The sequence below is a fragment of the Bradyrhizobium tropiciagri genome, from assembly GCF_018130545.1.
GTDB lineage: Bacteria > Pseudomonadota > Alphaproteobacteria > Rhizobiales > Xanthobacteraceae > Bradyrhizobium > Bradyrhizobium tropiciagri_A.
The window spans coordinates 560,763-582,318 of record NZ_JAFCKF010000001.1 but is presented as its reverse complement, the minus strand read 5'-3'; the positions used below and the strand labels follow the sequence as shown (position 1 = coordinate 582,318).

The 21,556-nt window shown below is 65.4% G+C and carries 24 protein-coding genes; 17 read left to right on the top strand and 7 right to left on the bottom strand.

Annotated elements, in window-relative coordinates; translation table 11 throughout:
• On the top strand, positions 1-570 hold the full coding sequence (locus tag JQ616_RS02835) for a histidine phosphatase family protein (RefSeq protein WP_212013127.1): 570 nt from the start codon (positions 1-3) through the stop codon (positions 568-570).
• Between the two features lie 178 nt (positions 571-748).
• Here JQ616_RS02835 and JQ616_RS02830 read toward each other — a convergent pair whose 3' ends face one another.
• Together JQ616_RS02830 and JQ616_RS02825 are read right to left on the bottom strand one after the other, a co-directional pair.
• On the bottom strand, positions 749-1,534 hold the full coding sequence (locus JQ616_RS02830) for an SDR family NAD(P)-dependent oxidoreductase (protein WP_212012060.1): 786 nt from the start codon (positions 1,532-1,534) through the stop codon (positions 749-751).
• 166 nt (positions 1,535-1,700) lie between these two features.
• Positions 1,701-3,371, bottom strand: coding sequence for a methyl-accepting chemotaxis protein (locus tag JQ616_RS02825; RefSeq protein ID WP_212012059.1), 1,671 nt, complete (start codon positions 3,369-3,371; stop codon positions 1,701-1,703).
• Between the two features lie 522 nt (positions 3,372-3,893).
• On the opposite strand from JQ616_RS02825, the gene JQ616_RS02820 reads away from it, so the two are divergent.
• The 9 genes from JQ616_RS02820 to JQ616_RS02780 all read left to right on the top strand — a co-directional run bounded on the left by JQ616_RS02820 (position 3,894) and on the right by JQ616_RS02780 (position 9,671).
• Positions 3,894-4,547, top strand: a complete 654-nt coding sequence (locus tag JQ616_RS02820; protein ID WP_212012058.1) for a glutathione S-transferase family protein — start codon at positions 3,894-3,896, stop codon at positions 4,545-4,547.
• Positions 4,548-4,718: 171 nt separating this feature from the next.
• Positions 4,719-5,090, top strand: a complete 372-nt coding sequence (locus JQ616_RS02815; protein WP_212012057.1) for a nuclear transport factor 2 family protein — start codon at positions 4,719-4,721, stop codon at positions 5,088-5,090.
• Between the two features lie 129 nt (positions 5,091-5,219).
• Positions 5,220-5,636: a YciI family protein gene (locus tag JQ616_RS02810; protein ID WP_212012056.1), complete on the top strand. Its 417-nt coding sequence runs from the start codon at positions 5,220-5,222 to the stop codon at positions 5,634-5,636.
• A gap of 155 nt (positions 5,637-5,791) precedes the next feature.
• Entirely contained in the window at positions 5,792-6,217 is a 426-nt protein-coding gene (locus JQ616_RS02805) for a YciI family protein (RefSeq protein WP_212012055.1), read from the top strand.
• Between the two features lie 85 nt (positions 6,218-6,302).
• Complete coding sequence (locus tag JQ616_RS02800; RefSeq protein WP_212012054.1) at positions 6,303-6,665, top strand: YciI family protein; 363 nt, start codon at positions 6,303-6,305, stop codon at positions 6,663-6,665.
• Positions 6,666-6,756: 91 nt separating this feature from the next.
• The gene (locus JQ616_RS02795) at positions 6,757-7,287 is read left to right on the top strand and encodes a dihydrofolate reductase family protein (RefSeq protein ID WP_212012053.1); all 531 of its coding nucleotides are present in this window, start codon (positions 6,757-6,759) and stop codon (positions 7,285-7,287) included.
• Between the two features lie 119 nt (positions 7,288-7,406).
• Positions 7,407-8,120: a TetR/AcrR family transcriptional regulator gene (locus JQ616_RS02790; RefSeq protein ID WP_212012051.1), complete on the top strand. Its 714-nt coding sequence runs from the start codon at positions 7,407-7,409 to the stop codon at positions 8,118-8,120.
• Between the two features lie 130 nt (positions 8,121-8,250).
• Entirely contained in the window at positions 8,251-8,742 is a 492-nt protein-coding gene (locus JQ616_RS02785) for a DUF2852 domain-containing protein (protein ID WP_050405858.1), read from the top strand.
• A gap of 164 nt (positions 8,743-8,906) precedes the next feature.
• Positions 8,907-9,671 carry a serine O-acetyltransferase gene (locus JQ616_RS02780; RefSeq protein ID WP_212012049.1) on the top strand — a complete coding sequence of 255 codons (765 nt, stop codon included), beginning with the start codon at positions 8,907-8,909 and terminating at the stop codon, positions 9,669-9,671.
• 21 nt (positions 9,672-9,692) lie between these two features.
• Here JQ616_RS02780 and JQ616_RS02775 read toward each other — a convergent pair whose 3' ends face one another.
• From JQ616_RS02775 to JQ616_RS02765, 3 genes are all read right to left on the bottom strand, one after another.
• Positions 9,693-10,451: a haloacid dehalogenase type II gene (locus JQ616_RS02775; protein ID WP_249136351.1), complete on the bottom strand. Its 759-nt coding sequence runs from the start codon at positions 10,449-10,451 to the stop codon at positions 9,693-9,695.
• 194 nt (positions 10,452-10,645) lie between these two features.
• Entirely contained in the window at positions 10,646-11,719 is a 1,074-nt protein-coding gene (locus JQ616_RS02770; RefSeq protein ID WP_212012047.1) for a tartrate dehydrogenase, read from the bottom strand.
• Between the two features lie 20 nt (positions 11,720-11,739).
• Positions 11,740-13,053: an MFS transporter gene (locus tag JQ616_RS02765; RefSeq protein ID WP_212012046.1), complete on the bottom strand. Its 1,314-nt coding sequence runs from the start codon at positions 13,051-13,053 to the stop codon at positions 11,740-11,742.
• A 166-nt stretch (positions 13,054-13,219) separates the two neighbouring features.
• Between JQ616_RS02765 and JQ616_RS02760 the strand changes: the two genes are divergently transcribed.
• Positions 13,220-14,137 (top strand): LysR family transcriptional regulator, encoded by a 918-nt coding sequence (locus JQ616_RS02760; RefSeq protein WP_212012045.1) that lies wholly within the window; start codon positions 13,220-13,222, stop codon positions 14,135-14,137.
• A 73-nt stretch (positions 14,138-14,210) separates the two neighbouring features.
• Here the strand turns inward: JQ616_RS02760 and JQ616_RS02755 are convergent, their stop codons facing one another.
• Complete coding sequence (locus tag JQ616_RS02755; protein ID WP_212012044.1) at positions 14,211-15,614, bottom strand: MFS transporter; 1,404 nt, start codon at positions 15,612-15,614, stop codon at positions 14,211-14,213.
• A gap of 138 nt (positions 15,615-15,752) precedes the next feature.
• Between JQ616_RS02755 and JQ616_RS02750 the strand changes: the two genes are divergently transcribed.
• Entirely contained in the window at positions 15,753-15,965 is a 213-nt protein-coding gene (locus JQ616_RS02750; protein ID WP_212013170.1) for a hypothetical protein, read from the top strand.
• 373 nt (positions 15,966-16,338) lie between these two features.
• On the opposite strand, the gene JQ616_RS02745 is transcribed toward JQ616_RS02750, so the two are convergent.
• Positions 16,339-16,647 (bottom strand): hypothetical protein, encoded by a 309-nt coding sequence (locus JQ616_RS02745; protein WP_212012043.1) that lies wholly within the window; start codon positions 16,645-16,647, stop codon positions 16,339-16,341.
• Between the two features lie 250 nt (positions 16,648-16,897).
• Between JQ616_RS02745 and JQ616_RS02740 the strand changes: the two genes are divergently transcribed.
• Genes JQ616_RS02740 through JQ616_RS02720 form a run of 5 tightly spaced genes read left to right on the top strand, consistent with a single transcriptional unit; the run spans position 16,898 to position 21,533 of the window.
• Positions 16,898-17,653: a metal ABC transporter ATP-binding protein gene (locus JQ616_RS02740; protein ID WP_212012042.1), complete on the top strand. Its 756-nt coding sequence runs from the start codon at positions 16,898-16,900 to the stop codon at positions 17,651-17,653.
• A gap of 5 nt (positions 17,654-17,658) precedes the next feature.
• Positions 17,659-18,528 (top strand): metal ABC transporter permease, encoded by an 870-nt coding sequence (locus JQ616_RS02735; RefSeq protein ID WP_212012041.1) that lies wholly within the window; start codon positions 17,659-17,661, stop codon positions 18,526-18,528.
• Between the two features lie 5 nt (positions 18,529-18,533).
• The gene (locus JQ616_RS02730) at positions 18,534-19,406 is read left to right on the top strand and encodes a metal ABC transporter substrate-binding protein (RefSeq protein WP_212012039.1); all 873 of its coding nucleotides are present in this window, start codon (positions 18,534-18,536) and stop codon (positions 19,404-19,406) included.
• Positions 19,407-19,461: 55 nt separating this feature from the next.
• Entirely contained in the window at positions 19,462-20,514 is a 1,053-nt protein-coding gene (locus tag JQ616_RS02725; protein ID WP_212012037.1) for a CobW family GTP-binding protein, read from the top strand.
• Positions 20,514-21,533 (top strand): WD40 repeat domain-containing protein, encoded by a 1,020-nt coding sequence (locus JQ616_RS02720; RefSeq protein WP_212012035.1) that lies wholly within the window; start codon positions 20,514-20,516, stop codon positions 21,531-21,533. Before JQ616_RS02725 ends, JQ616_RS02720 begins: the two co-directional genes overlap by 1 nt.
• Positions 21,534-21,556 lie beyond the last annotated feature (23 nt).

The window sequence follows — 21,556 nt, the reverse complement described above, 5'->3', positions numbered from 1 at the left end:
ATGGGTGGCGAAACGCATCTTTGGCTGATCCGTCACGCGCCGGTCGACGGGCCGCGCGGCGTGATCCATGCGCCCGATGCGCCGGCGGATCTCGGCGATGCCTCCGCGTTCGCGGCGTTGCGGGTGAGGCTTCCGGCCGACGCGGTTGCGGTTTGCAGTCCGGCGCGGCGCACAAGCGAGACCGCCGCGCGGCTCGGCCTCACGGCTACGGAAGACGATGCCTTTCGCGAGCAGGATTTCGGCGACTGGACCGGCCGCCGCCACAGCGAGATCGAAGCCGAGCTCGGCGAGGCGGCCTATCGCGCCTTCTGGCAATCGCCGGGCACCAACCGCCCGCCCGGCGGTGAAAGTTTTGCCGACCAGATCGCGCGTGCGCGGGCCGGGCTCGCCCGCCTGCCCGCAGGCGATGTCGTGCTCGTCGTGCACTCCGGCACTATCCGTGCGGTGCTTGCGATCGCACTCGAGCTAGCACCGCAGCTTGCGTTGCGCTTCGTCATCGATCCGCTGTCGCTGACGCGGATCGACCGGCTGGCGAACACCTGGCGCGTTGTTGCCGTGAACGGGCGCTAGCGGCTCTGCCGCACCAGCAATTCCGTCATCCTGAGGTGCGAGCCTTGCGGCGCAATTGCGCCGCTGGGCGAGCCTCGAAGGATGAATCGGCCAACAGCCGGGCCGTCGACCCTTCGAGGGCCGCTGAAGAATCGGCCACCTCAGGGTGACGGGGATGGGACGAATGCGCTGCTAGGGCTCACCCGTTCCGCCGCTGGCCGCGCAGGGTCGGCAGGCCGATGCCGGCGGCATCGAACCCGCCGTCGACGGCGAGAATCTGGCCGGTGATGTAGCTTGAGCGATCCGAGCACAGGAAGAAGATCGCTTCCGCCAGCTCTTCCTCCAGCCCGTAACGATTGAGCGGGATCGCGTCGTGATAGTCGGCGCGGATCTCCGGCGTGTGGACAGCCTTGGCCATCGCGGTCTCGACCGGGCCCGGCGCCACGCCGTTGACGCGGATGCCGAGCGAGGCGAGCTCGACCGCGAGCTGCTTGGTGAGATGTGCGAGGCCGGCCTTGCTGGTGCCGTAGGCCGAGCGCAGCGTCGAGGCGCGCACTGCCGAGATCGAGGTGATGTTGACGATCGCGCCGCCATTCTCGCGCATCAGGGGCGCCGCCGCCTTGGTGCACAGGAACGGGCCGGTGAGGTTGACCGCCATGATCCGGGTCCAGTCGGCGTCCGAGGTTTCCAGCACCGGCGCGAACACCGCGGTGCCGGCGTTGTTGACCAGCGCGTCGAGCCGGCCGAAGCGGTTTGCGATCGCAGCGATCGCGGCGGCCACGCCGGCGGCGTCGGACACGTCGCAGGTCAGCGCCAGCGTGTCGTTGGGCTGCTTCAAGGCCGCGACCGCGCTCTCCAGCAGCGCGCCCTCGATGTCGAGCAGCGCGACGCGCCAGCCGTCGGCGAGAAAGCGTTTCGCCGCCGCAAGCCCGATGCCGCGCGCGGCGCCGGTCACGAGTGCGACTTTTTGTGCAGAGGGAGTCATCGGGCGGTCCATCGGTTCGGGCAGGAAGCCCCGACCGTCTGCGACCTTTACACTAGCGTGTCAACCCGTTGGAGGTTCTTCGTCCCGAGATGACGGAAGGCGGGCGTCTCGAAGGATGCACAGCCCCCAGCCCGGGCCGCACACCCTTCGAGGATCGCACCGCGCCTTACGCCGCGAGCTCGGCGGAAGCGCGCTGCATGTTGGTCGACATATCCTGCGTCACGATGCTCTGCTCCTCGACCGCAGCGGCCGTGGAGGTGATGTACTCGTTGACGCCGGCGATCGCCGCCTTGATCTCGGACAGCGAGGTGACCACGTCGGCCGCGATCGAGTTCAGCGCGTCGATTTCCGAGGAGATCGTGTCGGTCGCTTGCTTCGCCTGGTTGGCCAGGCTCTTCACTTCGGAGGCCACCACCGCGAAGCCGCGGCCGGCCTCGCCCGCGCGGGCGGACTCGATCGTGGCGTTGAGGGCGAGCAGATTGATCTGCCCGGTGATGCTCGAGATCATCTCGACGATGCCGCTCATCGCCTGCGCTGCGGCATTGAGCTTCTGCGCCTGGCCGTCGGCGGCCTCGACGCGGCCGGTGGCGACCGCGGCGTTCTGCTTCGACTTGGTCATGGTTTCCGAGATTTCGCGGATCGAGGCGCTCATCTCCTCACTGCCGGCGGCGACCGCCTCGATCAGGCCGCGCGCGCTGTCGGCTTTCTTGCGGCCGATCGCCTGCGCGGTGATGTCGGTGGCGTATTTCACCACCTTGTAGGGCTTGCCGTTGAGATCGAGGATCGGGTTGTAGGAGGCCTGGATCCAGATCTCGCGGCCGCCCTTGGCGATGCGCTTGTATTCGGCGGCCTGGAACTCGCCGCGGTTCAGCGCTCCCCAGAACTCGCGGTAGCCCGACGAGCTCGCCTCGACCGGTTCGACGAACATGCTGTGATGTTTGCCCTGGATCTCGGCCAGCGAATAGCCGATCGCGGAGCAGAAGTTCGGGTTCGCGGTTCGGATCGTGCCGTCCATGTTGAACTCGATCACCGCCTGCGACTTGCCGATCGCGTCGATCTGGCCGTCATTGTCGGCGGCCTTGACTTTCTGCTGCGTGACGTCGGTCGCGAACTTGACGACCTTGAACGGCTTGCCGCGCTCGTCGAGGATCGGGTTGTAGCTGGCGAGGATCCAGATTTCCTTGCCGCCCTTGGCGAGCCGCTTGAACTCACCGCTCTCGAACTCGCCGCGGTTCAGCCGCGCCCAGAAATCGCGATAGGCCGGGCTGTCGCGGCCGGCCGGCGGCATGAAGATGCTGTGGTGCTTGCCCTGGATCTCGGCCAGTGAATAGCCCATCGCGCCGAGGAAGTTCTCGTTGGCGTTGACGATAGTGCCGTCCATGTTGAACTCGATCACCGCCTGGGCACGTCCGATCGCGGCGATCTTGCCGGCATCTTCCATGCTGTGGATCTTCTGCGCGGTGATGTCGGTGGCGAATTTGACGACGCCGACCGGCTTGCCGTTCTTGTCCAGGATCGGGTTGTAGGAGGCCTGGATCCAGATCTCGCGACCGCCCTTGGCGACGCGCTTGTACTGCGAGGCCTGGTACTCACCACGGTTCAGGCTCGCCCAGAATTGGCGATAGTCTTGGCTGTCGCGCGTGGCAGCATCGACGAACATGCTGTGGTGCTTGCCCCTGATCTCGTCGAGCGTGTAGCCCATCGCGTTCAGGAAGTTCTCGTTGGCATCGACGATGGTGCCGTCGAGCTTGAACTCGATCACCGCCTGCGACTTGCCGATCGCTGCGGCCTGCGCCAGCGCGTTGTCGATCTTGGCCTTGTTGCTGAAACTGAACATCAGGGCTCCGTGAAGGTTCAAACATTGAAAGGGGATGAGAAAAAGCGGATCGTTGCAACTCACGGAAAGGTTGCAGTGAGCCGTTTAGCATCGGTAAAGCCTGCGGCTCGCAGACACGTGGCACGAACTGCATAGAGCGATCACGCACCCGCGCATCTATCTCAACTTGCGACTTATTTTTTCGATGTGCACGTTATCATCCAGAGCCGACATGCGATGTTCACCGTAATCTTACGGACGAAAATCGATGACAACTTTGGTCTGATGCAGACGATCGGAACGCGTGCACTTCAGCATCACTGATAGGTCTATTACGAACCCTGATATTGCTGACCGCTTCTCGGATCGATTTCGCAAGTCGATTCGCGTCCCCGACGAATGCACGCCGTGTTGGGTGCTCGAATATCCACGCCCGTGCGACGGCAAAAAAGTATCGACTTACGAAAAAATATCGCCGCACGAGATGTCGGAAGGGCGGTCCCTGCTTCGTCCTCCGAGCACTCGCTACATGATGGAGTTCTGATGTCCCTCACTCTGCATTACCACCCGCTGTCCTCGTTCTGCTGGAAGGCGCTGGTCGCGCTTTACGAGAACGGCGCGCCGTTCACGCCGAACATGGTCAATCTCGGCGATCCTGCCCAGCGCGCAGCGCTGCTCGCGCTGTGGCCGATCGGTCGTTTCCCCGTGCTCCGGGACGAGACGCGCGGCGAGACGGTGCCTGAATCGAGTATCGTCATCGAATATCTCGACCGGCACTATCCCGGCACCGTCAGGTTGATCCCTGACGACGCCGAACTCGCGCTGCAGACCCGGCTGCGCGACCGCTTCCTCGATCTCTATGTCCATCTGCCGACGCAGAAGATCGTCGGCGACCGGTTGCGGCCAGCCGACAGCAAGGACCCGCACGGCGTCGCCGAGGCGCGGGCGCAGCTCCGCACCTCCTACGGTATCCTCGACCAGCAGCTCGCGCATGGCGGCTGGATGATGGGCGAGCAATTCTCGCTGGCCGATTGCGCCGCCGCGCCGGCGCTGTTCTACGGCAACAAGGTTGAGCCGTTCGCCGAGGGCCACCGGCACCTGGCGGCCTACCTTGCGCGGCTGCAGGCGCGGCCGTCCTTCGCGCGTGTCCTCAAGGAGGCCGAACCCTATTTCGGCATGTTCCCCCAGGAGAGCTGAAAAGAAAGCTGAACCGGGCCGGACTCTGGTCGGAACCTGACCGCCGGCGGTTCCCGAAAATAAACTTCGGCGCGATGTCGCGTTCGCGCCGTCCCATTCGTCATCTCCCTGAAGCCCGGGTTCTGGAGCAAGTCGTGCTCCGGTGGCCCGGGCGAATGATGTGGAGACGACATGGCTGCAGCTGGCAACAGGGCGGAGATCATCCGCTCGCTCTTCGCCGCCTATCTCGCCAACGACCGCGCGAGCGTGGAAGCGGCGTTCGCGGAGGATTTCCGCTTCTCGACACCCTATGGCGAGAACATCGACAAGCCGCGCTATTTCGCCGAATGCTGGCGCGACTCCGGCTGGATCGGCCGCCACGAGATCGAGCGCATCATGGTCGACGGCGTCGAGGCCTTCGTCACCTATCGCTGCGTCGCCCGCGACGGCAAGAGTTTTCGCAACACCGAATTCTTCGTGTTCGACGGCGACAAGGTGTCGCGGATCGACGTCTATTTCGGCCCGTCGCACCAGGACGGCGAGCTCGTCAGGCAGGAACGCTGACGGTCGTGGCGCGCAATGCAATGACCTCTGGAATAGTTTCGCTGGACCTGTCGGCGTGGCACGACCTGCGTCGTCCTTGAGACGAGCACCGGCGATGCCGGCGAAACAACGAGACAACGGAGCAGGACGATGAAGTTCATGGTGATCGTGAAGGCGAACAAGGATACCGAGGCCGGCGTGATGCCGAGCACCGAGCTGCTCGCCGCGATGGGCAAGTTCAACGAGGAGATGGTCAAGGCCGGCGTGATGCAGGCCGGCGAGGGCCTGCATCCGACCAGCAAGGGCGCCCGCGTCAAATATGCCGGCGGGCAGGGCACCGTGAGCCGCGGGCCGTTCAGCGTGACCAGTGATCTCGTCGCCGGCTTCTGGCTGATCGAGACCAAATCGCTCGATGAGGCGATCGACTGGATGAAGCGCGCGCCGTTCGATGGTGGCGCCGAGATCGAGATCCGCCAGGTATTTACACCTGATGATTTCGGCGCGGCGTTGACGCCCGAGTTGCGCGAGCGGGGAGAGCGCTTGCGCGAGCAGGTGAGCAAGACGTGACACCCGAGGTCATTCTGCGATATCGCCGGGGCGATCTACCCGGAATACCAAGCAGCCGCCGCGGGTCCTGGATTGCGGGCCGGCGCCGTGTAGGGCTTCCCGGAATGACGAGGGTGAAGATTGCGAGTGTGTCAACCGATGAGGAAATCCGACCAATGCGTTTCATGATGCTGATGATCCCGCTCGGCTATGAGTCCGCGCCGGCCAAACTCGAGCTCGACCCCGAACGGGTCGCGGCAATGATGCGATACAATCAGGCGCTGAAGGACGCCGGCGTGCTGATCACGCTGGAGGGCCTGCATCCGCCGGCTGCCGGCGCGCGCGTCAAGTTCGACACCGGCGTGCCGGTCGTAATCGACGGTCCGTTCACCGAGGCCAAGGAAGTGATTGGTGGCTTCTGGATGATCGACGTCGCCTCGCGCGCCGAGGCGATCGAATGGGCGAGCAAGTGCCCGGCCACCGCCAACGAGATGATCGAGATCCGCCAGGTGCAGGAGATGGGCGATTTCTCCGAGGAGGTGCAGCAGGCAGCGGCCACCTTCGAGCATCCGCAGGGCGGCTGGGGCAAGGCGCTGCGCTAAATTTCGCAACAAGCGCAGCCGCCGCACGGGGGCCGCACACCATTACCGATCGTCAAACCACCTACGAGCACAACGGAGAAGTACGATGAGCACCAATACTTTCCTCGCCGTCTATCTCGGCAGCAAGGATGGCGCGCGCATGGCAGCCTGGAACGCGATGCCCGAGGCCGAACGGCGTGCCAAGGAGCAGCAGGGCATGGCCGCATGGGGCGCCTGGGTCGAGAAGCATCACGACGTGATCGTCGAGATGGGCGGACCGCTCGGCAAGACCAAGAAGGTCGGCGCCGGCGGCACCGCCGACATCACCAATCAGCTCACCGGCTTCACCGTGGTCCGCGCGCCCTCGCATGAGGCGGCGGCAAAGCTGTTCGAGAACCACCCGCATTTCGCGATCTTCCCGGGCGAAGCCGTGGAGATCATGCCGGTGCTGCCGATCCCGGGCCGCTAGTCCTCGGACGTTAGTCCCGCAGACTCGTCGCACCTCTCCCGCTTGCGGCGGGAGAGGGCTCTCTGACATTCCCGGGCGGAGGTCGTGCACAATGGCGAAGCTCGTCTTCGGATTGAACCAGTCGCTCGACGGCTATGTCGATCACAAGGCAATGGTGCCGGAGACCGGGCTGTTTCGTCATTTCATCGAACAGGTGCGTGGCCTGACCGGCATGTTGTACGGCCGCCGCATGTACGAGGTGATGCGCTATTGGGACGAAGACCTGCCCGATTGGGATGCAGAGGAGCGCGACTATGCGGCAGTGTGGCGGAGACAGCCAAAGTGGGTCGTGTCGCGCTCGCTGAAATCCGTCGGACCCAACGCGACACTCGTCGAAGGGGAGCTCGAGGCGGCGGTGCGCGGGCTGAAGGCCCGGCTCGACGGGGAGATTGAAGTCGCGGGGCCGGAGCTCGCGGGGAGCCTGACCGAACTCGGCCTGATTGACGAGTATCGGCTCTATCTCCGGCCTATCGTGCTTGGTGGCGGCAAGCCGTTCTTCGCCAAGCGCCGCACGCCGCTCCGCCTGGTGGCGAGCGACCGGATCGGCGACAACACGATCAGGTTGACCTACGTCCCCGCCTAGACGTGCGACTTAGCGCAGCGGCCCGCACCGGCGCCCGGCCGACTGATCCGTTAATCTTGATTAACGTGCCGACGCCCCGGTAGTGACCTTTACCGCCGGCTCATGTAAAAGCCGTTCACATGAGCTGGCGCAAGGACCAAGGCCGCGCCGAGCGCGGCTATCATCACGGCAATCTCAAAGAGGCGTTGCTGCAGGCTGCGCTCGACCTGATCTCGAAGAAGGGGCCGGCCGGCTTCACCTTCGCCGATGCCGCGCGGATGGCCGGCGTCAGCCCCGCCGCGCCGTACCGCCACTTTCGCGACCGTGACGAATTGATCGCCAGCATCGCCCAGCGCGGCTTCGAACAGTTCGAGTCGCTGCTGACGCAGGCCTGGGACGACGGCCGCCCCGACACCGTCACGGCGTTCGAGCGGGTCGGCAAGGCCTATCTCGCCTTCGCCCGCGAGGAGCCCGCGTTCTATTCCGCGATGTTCGAATCCGGCCTGCCTCCCGATGCGAATCCAACACTGATGGCCGCCAGCGAGCGGGCGTTCGCGATCATCCGCGCCGCTGCCGAGCGGCTCGCCGCACTGGCACCGCCGGGCATGCCGCGTCCGCCCGCGATGATGATGGCGCTGCACATCTGGTCGATGTCGCATGGCGTCGCCTCGCTGTTCGGCCGCGGCGATGCTGCGCGGCGCAAGCTGCCGATGTCGCCGGAGGAACTGCTGGAGGCCGAAGTGCTGATCTATCTGCGCGGCCTCGGTTTCGCGACCGACCGCAGGCCTGGAACCGGCACGGCCGACGAAAAGCCGGCGGGCGAAAGGTCTGGTCCGTGGGGCAAGGCGAAATAAGGTTCAACGACTGAGTCAAAAATAATCGGCCGGGTGCGTCATCCGCGCTGCTTGACTTTCCCGGGGGATCGGCTACCTATGTAAATGTTATTTACATTCACAACGGCGTGATGCCGTGATGGAGAAGGAAATGGCCTACACCGCTGATGTCAATCGCTGGCGCGGCCCCGTCGAAGAGCCCTACCGTCCGCACTTCTACGCGACGCCCTGGCATCCCCTGAAGATCGCCGGGATCATCCTCGGCTTCATGATCTGGTGGCCGATCGGCCTCGCCCTTCTCTTTTTCACACTCGGGAGCAGAAAAATGGCCTGTTGGAGTCACAACGACATGGATCGCTGGCAGAACAAGATGGAGCGCATGCAGGACAAGATGGAGCGGATGAAGAGCCGCATGGAGCGCCGCGGCTTCCCGTTCGGCGGCTTCGGCCCGCCCTCCAGCGGCAACCGCGCCTTCGACGAGTATCGCCAGGACACGCTGCGCCGTCTCGAGGAAGAACAGGTCGAGTTCAAGAACTTCCTCGATCGCCTGCGCCACGCCAAGGACAAGGAAGAGTTCGACGCCTTCATGGCGCAGCACAAGACCCGTCCGACCCCGCCGAACGACCAGCCGCCGCAGGGCTGATCTAAAGAGGCTGATCACGCGAGGCATGAGCTAGCCTTCAGGCGATGTGCCCCCATAGAACCTGATGGCCCTGAGCCGCCCGTTTGCGATGAGCAAGCGGGCGGTTTGCATTTTGGCGCGGTGATGCCCACTGTATCGAGAATCCGGACGGTGAGGCGAAGATCATGGCGGCAGCAGCGACGGTGCGTTCTGACGATCTCTGGCTTGCGATCCGGCGCGAAGCGGAAGCCGCTGTTGTCGCCGATCGTTTTCTCGAAGCATCCGCTGCCTTCATCCTCGACCAGGGCGATTTCGGCGGCGCGCTCGCTTTCCTGATCGGTCGGCGCATCGGCCGCGAAGATAGCGACCGGGCGCAGTTCATGCGGACGGCGCGCGAGGCATTCGCCGCCGAGCCCGCGCTGGTCGATGCCGCGGCGACCGATCTCACCGCGATCGTGCGCCGCGACCCGGCGATCACGGGCCTGCTGCCGCCGCTGCTGAACTTCAAGGGCTACGCCGCGCTGCAAGCCTGGCGGGTGTCGAACTGGCTGTGGCGCGAGGACCGTCCTGACCTTGCGCTGTTGATGCAAAGCGCGGCGGCGGACCAGTTGCAGATCAGCATTCACCCTTCGGCCCAAATCGGAACCGCCGTGTTCCTCGATCACGGCACCGGCATCATCATCGGCGCGCTGGCCTCTGTCGGCGACGAGGTCACGATCCTGCAGAACGTCACCATCGCGCGGCATCAGGACGATCCACGGCACGCACCGAAGATCGGCCATGGCGTGCTGCTCGCCGCCGGCGCCACCGTGATCGGAAATCTCTCGATCGGCGACTTCGCCAAGATCGGCGCCGGCGCGCTGGTGACGTCGGACGTGCCCGCCGGCTGCACCGCCGTTGGCGTGCCGGCACGGCTGACCAATTGCGCGGAAGCGGCGGCGCGGCCGTAGCGCGAGCGACCCCTCGCGTCGTTACGCCGGGACGAGTGCGTCGGCGAGCTGCGTAAAGCTCTCGGCGTGGAGGTCGATCCAGGATTCCGCCGCCACGTCGACCTTCGCGACCGGCCCGAACTCCAGCGGACGGGCGACGAACGCGGTGCGCATGCCGAAGGCGCGGGCCGCCTTCAGATCGTATTTGTGGCAGGCCACCATCAGGATCTGGTGAGCGGGATAACCAAGGTAGTCGACGGCGAGTTGGTACACCGCCGGTGAAGGCTTGTAGCTGCGCGCAAGCTCCGCGGTCAGCACAGCGTCGAACGGCAGCCTCGCGTGCTTGACCACCGCCACCACCGCGGCCATGCCGGCATTCGACAATGTCGAGGTCACGAACCGGCTGCGCAGGCGCGTCAGCCCTTCGACGCTGTCGGGCCAGGCGTCGAGCCTGGTCCACACCGTGTTCAATTCGTCGCGCTCGTCCGTGGAGAAGGCCTCCGCGAGGCCGTGGCGATCGAGCAGCACATCCAGCGCCTCGCGATAGATGCGGTCGACCCGGATCCACGGGCGCTTGCCGGCGATCACGTCGTCGAGCGCTGCACGATAGAGATCGCGCCATTCGCTCGATAGTTTGGCCCAATCGAGCGTGAGTCCCTTCGCCGCATTGATGGCCTGCCCGGCCCGCAGGATCGGCTGATAGAAGTCGACGCATGTGCCCTGCACGTCGAACGCGATGGCGCGGATCTCATCGCGCCATGTCGCGGCCTTTGCCGTCTGCATCCCCGTCATCGCGGCCATGATCGATAGTCCTCCGGCGGTCACAAAGCTTCGTCTGGTCAGATCGGGTAGCACGGTTCTGTCCCCGGTTGCTTGGATTGGAAGCGGGCGCCGGTCAGGTGAGCTAGCTAGTCGGGCTCCCTCTCCCGCAAGGGGGGAGGGAGCCCGAGCTGCGTGCTCACCTCACTGCGTGATGTGGCGAAGCACTCGCCGCCTCACACATTCGACCCATGGATCGCGTCGATCACCGCGTCCGTGACTTCCTTCGTCGTCGCCTTGCCGCCGACGTCGGGCGTCAGCACGCCGGCCGCGCAGACTTTCTCGACCGCAGCCATCAGGCGGACGGCGGCGTCCTTCTCGCCGAGATGCTCCAGCATCTGCGCGCCGGTCCAGAAGGTCGCCACCGGGTTGGCGATGCCCTTGCCGGTGATGTCGAAGGCCGAGCCGTGGATCGGCTCGAACATCGAGGGGTAGCGGCGCTGCGGGTCGATGTTGCCGGTCGGCGCCACGCCGAGGCTGCCGGCCAGCGCGCCGGCGAGATCGGAGAGAATGTCGGCGTGCAGATTGGTCGCGACGATGGTGTCGAGGCTCTTCGGGTGCAGCGTCATCCGCACCGTCATGGCGTCGACGAGCATCTTGTCCCAGGTCACGTCGGGGAATTCCTTCGCCACTTCGGCGGCGATCTCGTCCCACATCACCATGCCGTGGCGCTGCGCGTTCGACTTGGTCACCACGGTGAGCAATTTGCGCGGCCGCGACTGCGCCAGCTGGAACGCGTAGCGCATGATCCGCGTCACGCCGACGCGAGTGAAGACGGCGACTTCAGTGCCGACCTCTTCCGGCAGGCCCTTGTGGGCGCGGCCGCCCATCCCGGCATATTCGCCCTCGGAATTCTCGCGCACGATCACCCAGTCGAGATCGCCGACGCCGACATTGCGCAGCGGCGAGGCGACGCCGGGCAGGATCTTGGTCGGCCGCACATTGGCGTATTGGTCGAAGCCCTGGCAGATCGGCAAACGCAGGCCCCACAGCGTGATGTGGTCGGGCACGTCGGGCGCACCGACCGCGCCGAAATAGATCGCGTCGAACTTCTTCAGCTCAGCGAGTCCGTCGGCCGGCATCATCACGCCGTGCTTCTTGTAATAGTCCGAGCCCCAGTCGAAGGTCTTGACGTTGAAGCTGATGTCGCCCGAACGCTTCGCCAGCGCCTCGAGCACGCGGACGCCCGCGGAGATCACTTCGGGGCCGATGCCGTCGGCGGGAATGGCGGCGATGGAATGGGTACGCATGGGTTGTCTCCGGATGAGTGTTAGCGGGTTCGCATGGGATTGTGGTGTGGTTCGGTTTCAGCCTGCGCGCTCTGCGCGCGCGACAGCAGCAAGGTGAGCACGGCCGACAGCACCAGCAGGCCGGCGACGAAGTAGAGGCCGCCGTCGAAGCTGCCGGTGCGTTCCTTGATCCAGCCGATCATTGCAGGTCCGACGAAGCCGCCGAGATTGCCGATCGAGTTGATGGTGGCGATCCCGGCCGCGGCGGCCGAGCCGGACAGGAACATGGTCGGCATGCTCCACAGCGGCGGCTTCGAGGAGGAGATGCCGATATTGACCAAGGTCAGCGCCGCGATCACGGCGGCAAGGCCGGTCCACAGGCCCGCAAGTGCAAGTCCCGCGGCTGCGATCAGGCAGGCGATCACCACGTGCCAGGTGCGTTCGCCGGTGCGATCGGAATGCCGCGCCCACAACACCATCGCGATCACGGCGACGGTCGCGGGCACCGCGTTGAGGAAGCCGACCTGGATCGACGACAGGCCGAATGCCTTGATGATCTGCGGCGCCCACACACCGAGCGTATAGAGCCCGGCCGAGGTGCCGAAATAGACCAGCGCCAGCGCCAGCACGCGCGGATCGGCGAGGCCGCGCCAGATGCTGTGGCTCGCGGTCGAGGCCTTGCCGTCGGTCTCCGCCTTCATGGTCTTGACCAGCCAGGCGCGCTCATCATCGGCGAGCCATTTTGCCTGCTCGGGCCGGTCGGTCAGGAAGCCGAGCACGACGAAGCCGAGCAGCACGGCGGGCACCGCCTCCAGAACGAACAGCCATTGCCAGCCCTTGAAGCCGAGCAGTCCATCCATCTCCAGCAGGGCGCCCGAGACCGGCGAGCCGAGCACGGTCGAGAGCGGGGCGGCGGCCATGAACAGCGCGGTCACGGCGGCGCGCTGCCGCGCCGGGAACCAGTAGGACAGATAGAGGATGATGCCGGGGAAGAAGCCGGCTTCCGCCGCGCCGAGCAGGAAGCGCAGCACATAGAAGCTGGTCGCGCCCTGCACCAGCGCCATCGCCGCCGAGACCAGGCCCCAGGTGATCATCACCCGCGCGATCCAGATCCGCGCGCCGATCTTGTGCAGGATGATGTTGGAGGGCACTTCGAACAGGAAGTAGCCCCAGAAGAAGATACCGGCGCCGAAGCCATAGACCGTCGGCGACAGGCCGATGTCCTTGTTCATGGTCAGCGAGGCGAAGCCGATATTGACGCGGTCGATGAAGGCCACGAAGTACAGCAGCATGATGAACGGCACGATGCGCAGGGTGATCTTGCGCAACACGCGCGTGCCAAGCTCGCTTTCCATGGGCTCTCCCGGGTTCGTCTTTGTTTGTTGGGACGGCGCATATCGCGCGCCACCGGGAAGCCTAGAGGGCCGCGCCCTTCCGGTTCAATCCGCGCCGGTTTATACAAAAAAATGATATAATCGCCGCGGCCGTCAAACGTCCGATCTGAACGCACAGGAACCCGTCTTGGAACTGCACCAGCTTCGCTGCTTCGTGGCGGCCGCCGAGGAACTGCATTTCGGCCGCGCCGCGCAGCGGCTGCAGATGATGCCGTCGGCGCTCGGCCGTCACATCAAGCTGCTGGAGGAGGATCTCGGGGTGCGGCTGTTCGTGCGCACCACGCGTGCGGTGTCGCTGACCGAGGACGGCGCGACCCTGCTGCGCGAGGGACGCGCGTTGCTCGACCGCGCCGAAGCAATCGAGAACGGCTTTCGCCGCCGGCTACGCAAGCCACAGGCGCGGCGCTTCCGGATCGGCGCGATCGACAGTGCCGCGGCCGGCCTGCTGCCGCCGCTGCTGCGCGACCTTCGTGCCGCCCATCCTGACGTTGCGGTGCAGCTGCTCGAGGAGAAGACCATCCGGCTGCTGCCGAAGCTGTTGTCGGGCGCGCTCGATCTTGCCTTTGTGCGTCCGCCGGAGCGACCCGACCGTCGCATCGAGTTCGTCCCGCTGCTGCAGGAGACCGCCGTGGTGGCATTGTCACACAAGCACGCGCTGGCGCGTCGCAAGCAGATCGTGCTGCCCGATATCGCCGATCAGCCCTTGATCGTGCCGGAGCGCCGCTCGCGGCCGCACAGCCACGATCTCACGACGAAGCTGTTCGACGAGGCCGGGCTGATGCCGCGCATCCAGGAGATCGCCGACGAGAAGCAGACCATCGTCAACATGGTCGCAGCCAGGCTCGGCGTTGCCATCGTGCCGCGCTGGACCGCGCGGATGGCGATCCCGGGCGTCCGCTTCGTGCCGCTCCGGCTCAAGCGCGGCAGCGGGGCAGGCCGGCTGCCGCTCGCCGCCGCCTGGCTGAAAGGCTCCCGCGATCCGGTCCGCGACCAGGTGATCGCGGTGCTGGAGGCGAAGTTGAAGAGTTACGCAAGGGAGGCGTGACCATGTCTCCTCGTCGTCATTCCCCGGTGCGCAATTGCGCACCGGGGAATGACGAGGGAGAGTGAGGCGCTCGCTAGCGCTGTTCTGCCCGGCTTTCCATCGCCTCGCTCTCCGCAGCGGGAAACAGGACCGCCGCAGCGACCGCGCCGGCGCCGGCGCCGAACGTTGCGAGGACGAAAGGGTCCGCGAATGCCGTTGCCGACTCCGTGGTCCTGAGCATCGCCCCCAGCGCGGCAATGCTGATGGCAAAGCCGGCCTGACGGACGATCACGGTCATCGCGGAGGTCATGCCGGCCTGCGCGGGCGGAGCCAGCGCCAACGCGACGCTCCCCAATTGCGGGTTGGCCAGCGCAGCGCCAATGCCGATCGTCAGCATGCCGGCCGCCGTTGCGACGCCGCGCATCGCAGCGTCGGCCGACAGCGCCGCTACCACGAGCACCACATCCCCTGACGCGATGATGCCGAGGGCCACGATGAAGAAGCGCCGCCAGCCCCATTGGGTGACGAAGCGACCGCCCAGCAAAGGCACCAGCAGCATCGGCAGCGTCGCCGCCAGCAGCGCCACACCCGCCACTTCCATGCTCACATGCAGGCCGGTACTCAGGAACAGCGGCAGATAGACCAGCACTGCCCAGTAGCCGAACTGGATGGACGTCAGCGATGTGCCGACCCCGATCATCGGCGCTGTCGCGAATACGCGCGGGTCGAGCACCGGATGGGCACTGCGCCATTGCTGCCGGACGAAGGTGAATGCTGCCACAGCGCTTGCGATCAGGCCGGCCGCGCGCACGACCGGCGCGGCGTCGTGCCTTAACAGCGCGTCGATTGCGAGACCCAGCGACAATGTCAGCAGCACGATCCCCGCAGGGTCGAGCGGGCGTCCGCCGGGCTCATGCGTTTCGGCAACGACCCGCGGCACTGCGAGAGCGAGCGCGAGGCAAACCGGGATGTTGGCATAGAAGATCCAGCGCCAGCCGACCCAGGCGGCCAGCAGGCCGCCCAGCGTGGGGCCGAGCGCCATGGCCACGCCCGAGATCACCCCGATGGTGCCGAATGCCCGTGCCCGTTGATCCTGATGTGGAAACGCCCCGGCGACCAGCGCAATCGCGCCCGTGATCAGGAAGGCGGCGCCGATGCCTTGCAGGACTCGCGCGGCGAGGAGCAGTGGACCGCTCGTCGCCGCGCCGCAGCCAATCGAAGCCAGCAGAAAAACGATGTTGCCACCCAGCATCGCACGCCGGCGGCCGTAACGATCCGCCAGTGCGCCCGATGCCAGCAGCGCGCCGGTGAGGGCGAGGCTGTAGGCGTCGATGACCCAGGCGGAGCCGGCTACAGCAAACCCGAGATCCCTGGCAATGCCGGGCATCGCAACCACGACCGCGGTCACATCGAACGGGATCAGGAATACGCCAAGGCCGAGCACAAACGTGATGGCGTTCGACCGACCTTGTGCGATCTCAGACGGGCGATCGTGCATGCCGCGCTTCCTTCCAACGCTGCTCGGACGGTGTCCGCACGGGGCTGCCTACGGCATTCCTGCTGACAGCATGGTGTCAGCAGGAATCGGTCGCTCGAACCTGTTTGCGGTTCGGATGCACAAAAAGGAGCCGCGCCCTTGGCGGTCTCGCTGGTGAATGGATTAAGGTCGTCGTCGATGGACCTCTGGACCAGATGTCTGCTTGGCGCGACGGCCGTCGCCGTTCTCGGTTATTTCGCCCTGATCTACGGCGGCTGCGCGCTGGATCAACATTGCCATCTGCGCTCCTGCTACACTCACCGAGTCTGCGGCGTGGTCTACGACACGGATGCGGTAACGAAGGCGCAGTGAGAGGCCGGATCGGCGCTGTTGCTGTTGCGAAGACCTCGGACGATTCATGTCGCGGGAGTGCGAAGCTGCGTCCTCATCCTCAAGTCATCGCCCGGCTCGACCAGGCAATTCAGTATGCCGCGGCCTCTCAATTCGAGCACGGACGTCTCTGGAATACTAGATCACCCGCCTTCGCGGGTGATGACACCGCGTTTTGCGGCATCTTGAATCGAGAACTATCCTCATCGTCGTCCTGGCGAAAGCCTGAACCCATTACCCCAAATCTCGATTGTTGTGCGCTGCTGGGGCCGCGGTTCCGTTCATCACCGAATGCGGTGGCTGTGGGTCCCAGCCTTCGCCGGGGCGACGTAAAGAGAGACTGCGCCTTCAAGCACTACGAGGACGTGACATAGACAAGGCTATAGACATACGACTTGGCCCCCTTGCGGCTCACCCAGTCGCCTTCCGGCGGATGGTCGCCCTGGTCGGCCGGCAGCACGTTCCAGGGGCGGCCGGCGCAGGACTGGCTGACCGGATCCCAGGCCACCCAGCCCCAGCCCGGCCGGTGCTCGATCCAGAAATCCTGGTCCTGGCGCTGGTACCCGATGGCTCCATCCGGGCGGGTTTTCCGGACGAAGCTGTAGACCAGCGTATCGCTCTGCCTACGCAGCTCAAATCTCTCCCGGTTTTGCGGATCGGCCATGAGTTCCTCGTTTGTGGACTCGCGTTATGTTATAATATAACAGTTTCCTTATGGCGCATACGCACACCCATGACCACCACCATCACGGCCACGCCCATCCCCACGGGCACAGCCACGGTCCGCACGCGCATCCGGCCCAGACCGCGCACTGGTCGATCCTGCGCATGCCGGTGCCGGCCAGGCTGTCCGCGGCACTGGCGGTCTCTGCCTGCCTGTGGGTCGTCATCTGGCTGGCGATGAGGTGAAACCCGTGGCAGCTCTCGTCACCTTCCGCGACGTCACCCTCGGCTACGACCGCCATCCGGCCGTGCATCATCTCAATGGCGCGGTCGAGGCTGGCGCGCTTCTCGCCGTAATCGGCCCGAACGGCGCCGGCAAGTCGACGCTGCTGCGCGGCATCGCCGGCGTGCTCAAGCCGTTGTCGGGCGTGATCGATCTCGATGGGCTGGACCATCGTGACATCGCCTATTTGCCGCAATCCGCCGACATCGACCGAACTTTCCCGATCTCGGTGTTCGACTTCGTCGGCACCGGGCTGTGGCGCACCACCGGCTTCTTCGGCGGCATCGGCAGGGCCGCGCGCGACAAGATTTTGGCGGCGCTCGCCGCCGTCGGCCTCAACGGCTTCGAGAACCGCCCGATCGGCACGCTGTCCGGCGGCCAGACCCAGCGCATGCTGTTTGCGCGCGTGCTGCTGCAGGACGCTCGCCTGATCGTTCTCGACGAGCCGTTCAACGCCATCGACGCCAAGACCACCGCCGATCTCTTGGCGCTGGTGAAGCGCTGGAACGGCGAGGGGCGCACGGTGTTGGCGGCGCTGCACGACCTCGACATGGTGCGCAACAATTTCCCGGAGACGCTGCTGTTGGCGCGCGGACCGGTGGAATGGGGCCCGACCGCCGAGGCGCTGACGGCTGATAACCTGATGGTCGCGATGCGGATGTGCGAGGCGTTCGATGACTCGGCCGGCGCCTGCGCCGTCGATCCGCGCTCGAGGGCTGCCTGACGCCGATGCTGACCGACGCGCTGATCACGCCCTTCACCGAATTCGAGTTCATGCGCCGCGCGCTGGCGGCCGTGATCGCGCTGTCGCTCGGCGGCGCGCCGATCGGCGTATTCCTGATGCTGCGGCGGATGAGCCTGGTCGGCGACGCCATGGCGCATGCGATCCTGCCGGGGGCCGCGATCGGCTTCCTGATCTCCGGGCTCAACCTGTTCGCAATGACCACCGGCGGCCTGATCGCGGGCTTTGCCGTGGCACTGCTCGCGGGCCTCGTCGCCCGCACCACCGAATTGAAGGAGGACGCGTCGCTCGCGACCTTCTATCTGGTCTCGCTGGCGCTCGGCGTCACCATCGTCTCCATTAAAGGCACCAATATCGACCTGCTGCACGTGCTGTTCGGAAATATCCTGGCAATGGACGACCAGACCCTGCTGGTGATCGCGTTCAACGCCACCATCACGCTCCTGGTGCTCGCGGTGATCTATCGGCCGCTGGTGATCGAATGCGTCGATCCGGTCTTCCTGCGCACTGTGAGCCGGGCCGGCGCGCCGGCGCATCTGGCCTTCCTCGCGCTGGTCGTGGTCAATCTCGTCAACGGCTTCCATGCGCTCGGCACGCTGCTCGGCGTCGGGCTGATGATCCTGCCCGCCGGCATCGCGCGGTTCTGGTCGCGCGACATCACCACCATGATCTGCATCGCGGTCGCGAGCGCCATGCTGTCGGGCTATGCCGGGCTGGTGCTGTCGTACCAGACCCGGATTCCCTCCGGCCCTGCCATCATCCTGGTTGCGGCGGGGCTGTATATTGTGTCGCTATTGTTCGGCAATGTCAGCGGCCTGGTGCGGCAACTGTTTCCCGGCCGCCATCTCGAGGCATGAGGACGATGCGGCGGTTTCTTGGATTGATCTGTCTGGCGCTGGTGCTGGCGAGCGGACCGGCACGTGCCGCCGATCGCATCAATGTCGTGGCGAGCTTCTCGATCCTCGCCGACATGGTGCGCAATGTCGGCGGCAACAGCGTCGATGTGACGGCGCTGGTCGGGCCCGATGGCGATGCGCATGTCTATGCGCCGACGCCGGCAGACGCCAAGAAGGTTGCCGATGCCAGGCTCCTGGTCATCAACGGCCTCGGCTTCGAGGGCTGGATGCCGCGGCTGTTGCAGGCCTCCGGCAGCAAGGCGCCGGTCGTGGTGGCAACCAAGGGGATCATGCCCCGGAAGATGGGTGGCCATGACGATCCGCATGCCTGGCAATCCGTGGCCAATGCCAAGATCTACGTGGTCAATATTCGCGACGGGCTGATCGCCGTGGCCCCTGACCAGGCTGCCGTCTTCAAGGCCAATGCGGACGCCTATCTGGCCAAACTGGAGGCGCTCGACCGCGAGGTACACGATGCGGTGGCGCGGGTGCCGGAGGCCCGGCGCAAGGTGATCTCGACCCATGGTGCCTTCGGCTATTTCGCCGATGCCTACGGGGTCACGTTCTTTTCGCCGCTCTCGGTCTCTACCGATTCCGAGCCCAGCGCGCGGGATATTGCCGCCATCATCGCCCAGATCAAGGTCGCGAAAATTCCGGCAGTTTTTCTCGAAAATATCAGCGATCCCCGCCTGATTGAGCGGATCGCGGCCGAGACCGGCGCCCGGGTCGGCGGGACGCTGTGTTCGGACAGTTTGACGGGCGAAAAGGGCGATGCACCCACTTACATTGATATGGTCAGGCACAATATAAAGGCCCTGACCAGCGCGCTCGCCAACTAGGGGCAGGGGCCTCCCTGCCGGGGATTGAGCGCAGACCCAAGTTCCCGGAGTTGTTATGGCTGAAGCTTCGCAAAAAATTCCTGTGACCGTGCTGACGGGCTATCTCGGCGCCGGCAAGACCACGCTGTTGAACCGCATCCTGTCGGAAAACCACGGCAAGAAATACGCCGTCATCGTCAACGAATTCGGCGAGATCGGCATCGACAACGACCTCATCATCGGCGCCGATGAGGAAGTGTTCGAGATGAACAATGGCTGCGTCTGCTGCACGGTGCGCGGCGACCTCGTCCGCATCATGGACGGTTTGATGAAGCGCAAGGGCAAGTTCGACGCCATCATCGTCGAGACCACCGGCCTTGCCGATCCGGCGCCGGTCGCGCAGACCTTCTTCGTCGACGAGGACGTGCAGAAGAACGCCCGGCTCGACGCGGTCGTGACCGTTGCCGATGCCAAATGGCTGAGCGACCGCCTCAAGGACGCGCCGGAAGCCAAGAACCAGATCGCGTTCGCCGACGTCATCGTGCTGAACAAGACCGATCTGGTCTCCAAGCCCGAGCTCGCCGAGGTCGAGGCGCGCATCCGCGGCATCAATCCCTATGCCAAGCTGCACCGTACCGAGCGTTGCCAGGTCGGGATCACGGATGTGCTGGAGCGCGGCGCATTCGACCTCGACCGCATCCTGGAGATCGAGCCCGATTTCCTCGAAGCCGGCGACGATCACGACCATGACCACGATCATCACCATCATGACCATGATCATCACCACCACCATCATGATCACGGCCACGGGTTGAAGCACTACCACGACGAGGACATGCAATCGCTGTCGCTGCGCTCGGAGAAGCCGCTCGATCCGACCAAGTTCATGCCCTGGCTGCAGAACCTCGTCGCCACCGAGGGCCAGAAGATCCTGCGCTCGAAGGGCATCCTCGCCTTCACCGGCGACGACGACCGCTATGTGTTCCAGGGCGTCCACATGATGCTGGAGGGCGACCACCAGCGGAAATGGAAGGACGGCGAGAAGCGCGAGAGCCGCGTCGTGTTCATCGGTCGCGAATTGCCGGAGCAGGCGATCCGCGACGGCTTCGAGCAGTGCATCACCACGTGATGAAAGAGTTCGATCCGGGCGAGGCCGCTTCCTCCATTGTTTCGATCACCGATCGCGTCAAGCCGCTGCCGCTTGGCGCGGCCGTCGGCTCGGTGCATTTCCTCGGCGACCGCGCGTTCTTCGTCGGCGCCGAGGAGAGTGTTGCGATCGCGACCCTTGATGGCGAGATCACGCGCGCGGAGACGCATTTCGGCGCCATCCTGTGCGCGGTCTCCGACGGCAAGCGGCTCGTCACCGGCGGTGACGACGGCAAGCTGATCTCAATCGACGCCAAGGGCGAGACCGCAACGATCGCGACCGACGCCAAGCGGCGCTGGATCGACAATGTCGCCCTCCACAGCGACGGCACCGTGGCGTGGTCGGCGGGCAAGACTGCCTTCGTGCGCAATCCCAAGGGCGAGGAGAAAACCTTCGAGGTGCCGTCGACCGTCGGCGGGCTTGCATTCGCGCCGAAGGGCCTGCGGCTGGCGATCGCGCATTACAACGGCGTGACGTTGTGGTTTCCCAACATGGCCGCCAATCCGGAATTCCTGGAATGGGCCGGCTCGCATCTCGCCGTCTCCTTCAGCCCGGACAACAAGTTTCTGGTCACGGCGATGCACGAGGCCGCGATGCATGGCTGGCGGCTCGCCGACAACCGGCACATGCGGATGAGCGGCTATCCCGGCCGGGTGCGCTCGATGTCGTGGAGCGTCGGCGGCAAGGGGCTCGCGACCTCGGGCGCCGATACCGTGATCGTTTGGCCGTTCACCAGCAAGGACGGCCCGATGGGCAAGGAGCCCGCGATGCTGGCGCCGATGCCGGCGCGGGTCGCCGTGGTCGCCTGCCATCCGAAGAACGACATCATGGCGGTCGGCTATGCCGACGGCACCGTGCTGATGGTCCGGCTCGAGGACGGCGCCGAGATCCTGGTGCGCCGGAATACCGGAGCGGCGGTGTCGGCGCTGGGATGGAATGCCAAGGGCACGCTGCTCGCCTTCGGCACGGAAGATGGTGACGCGGGCATCCTGGAAATGTAAGAGATCGCTGCATCTGAAGCTCG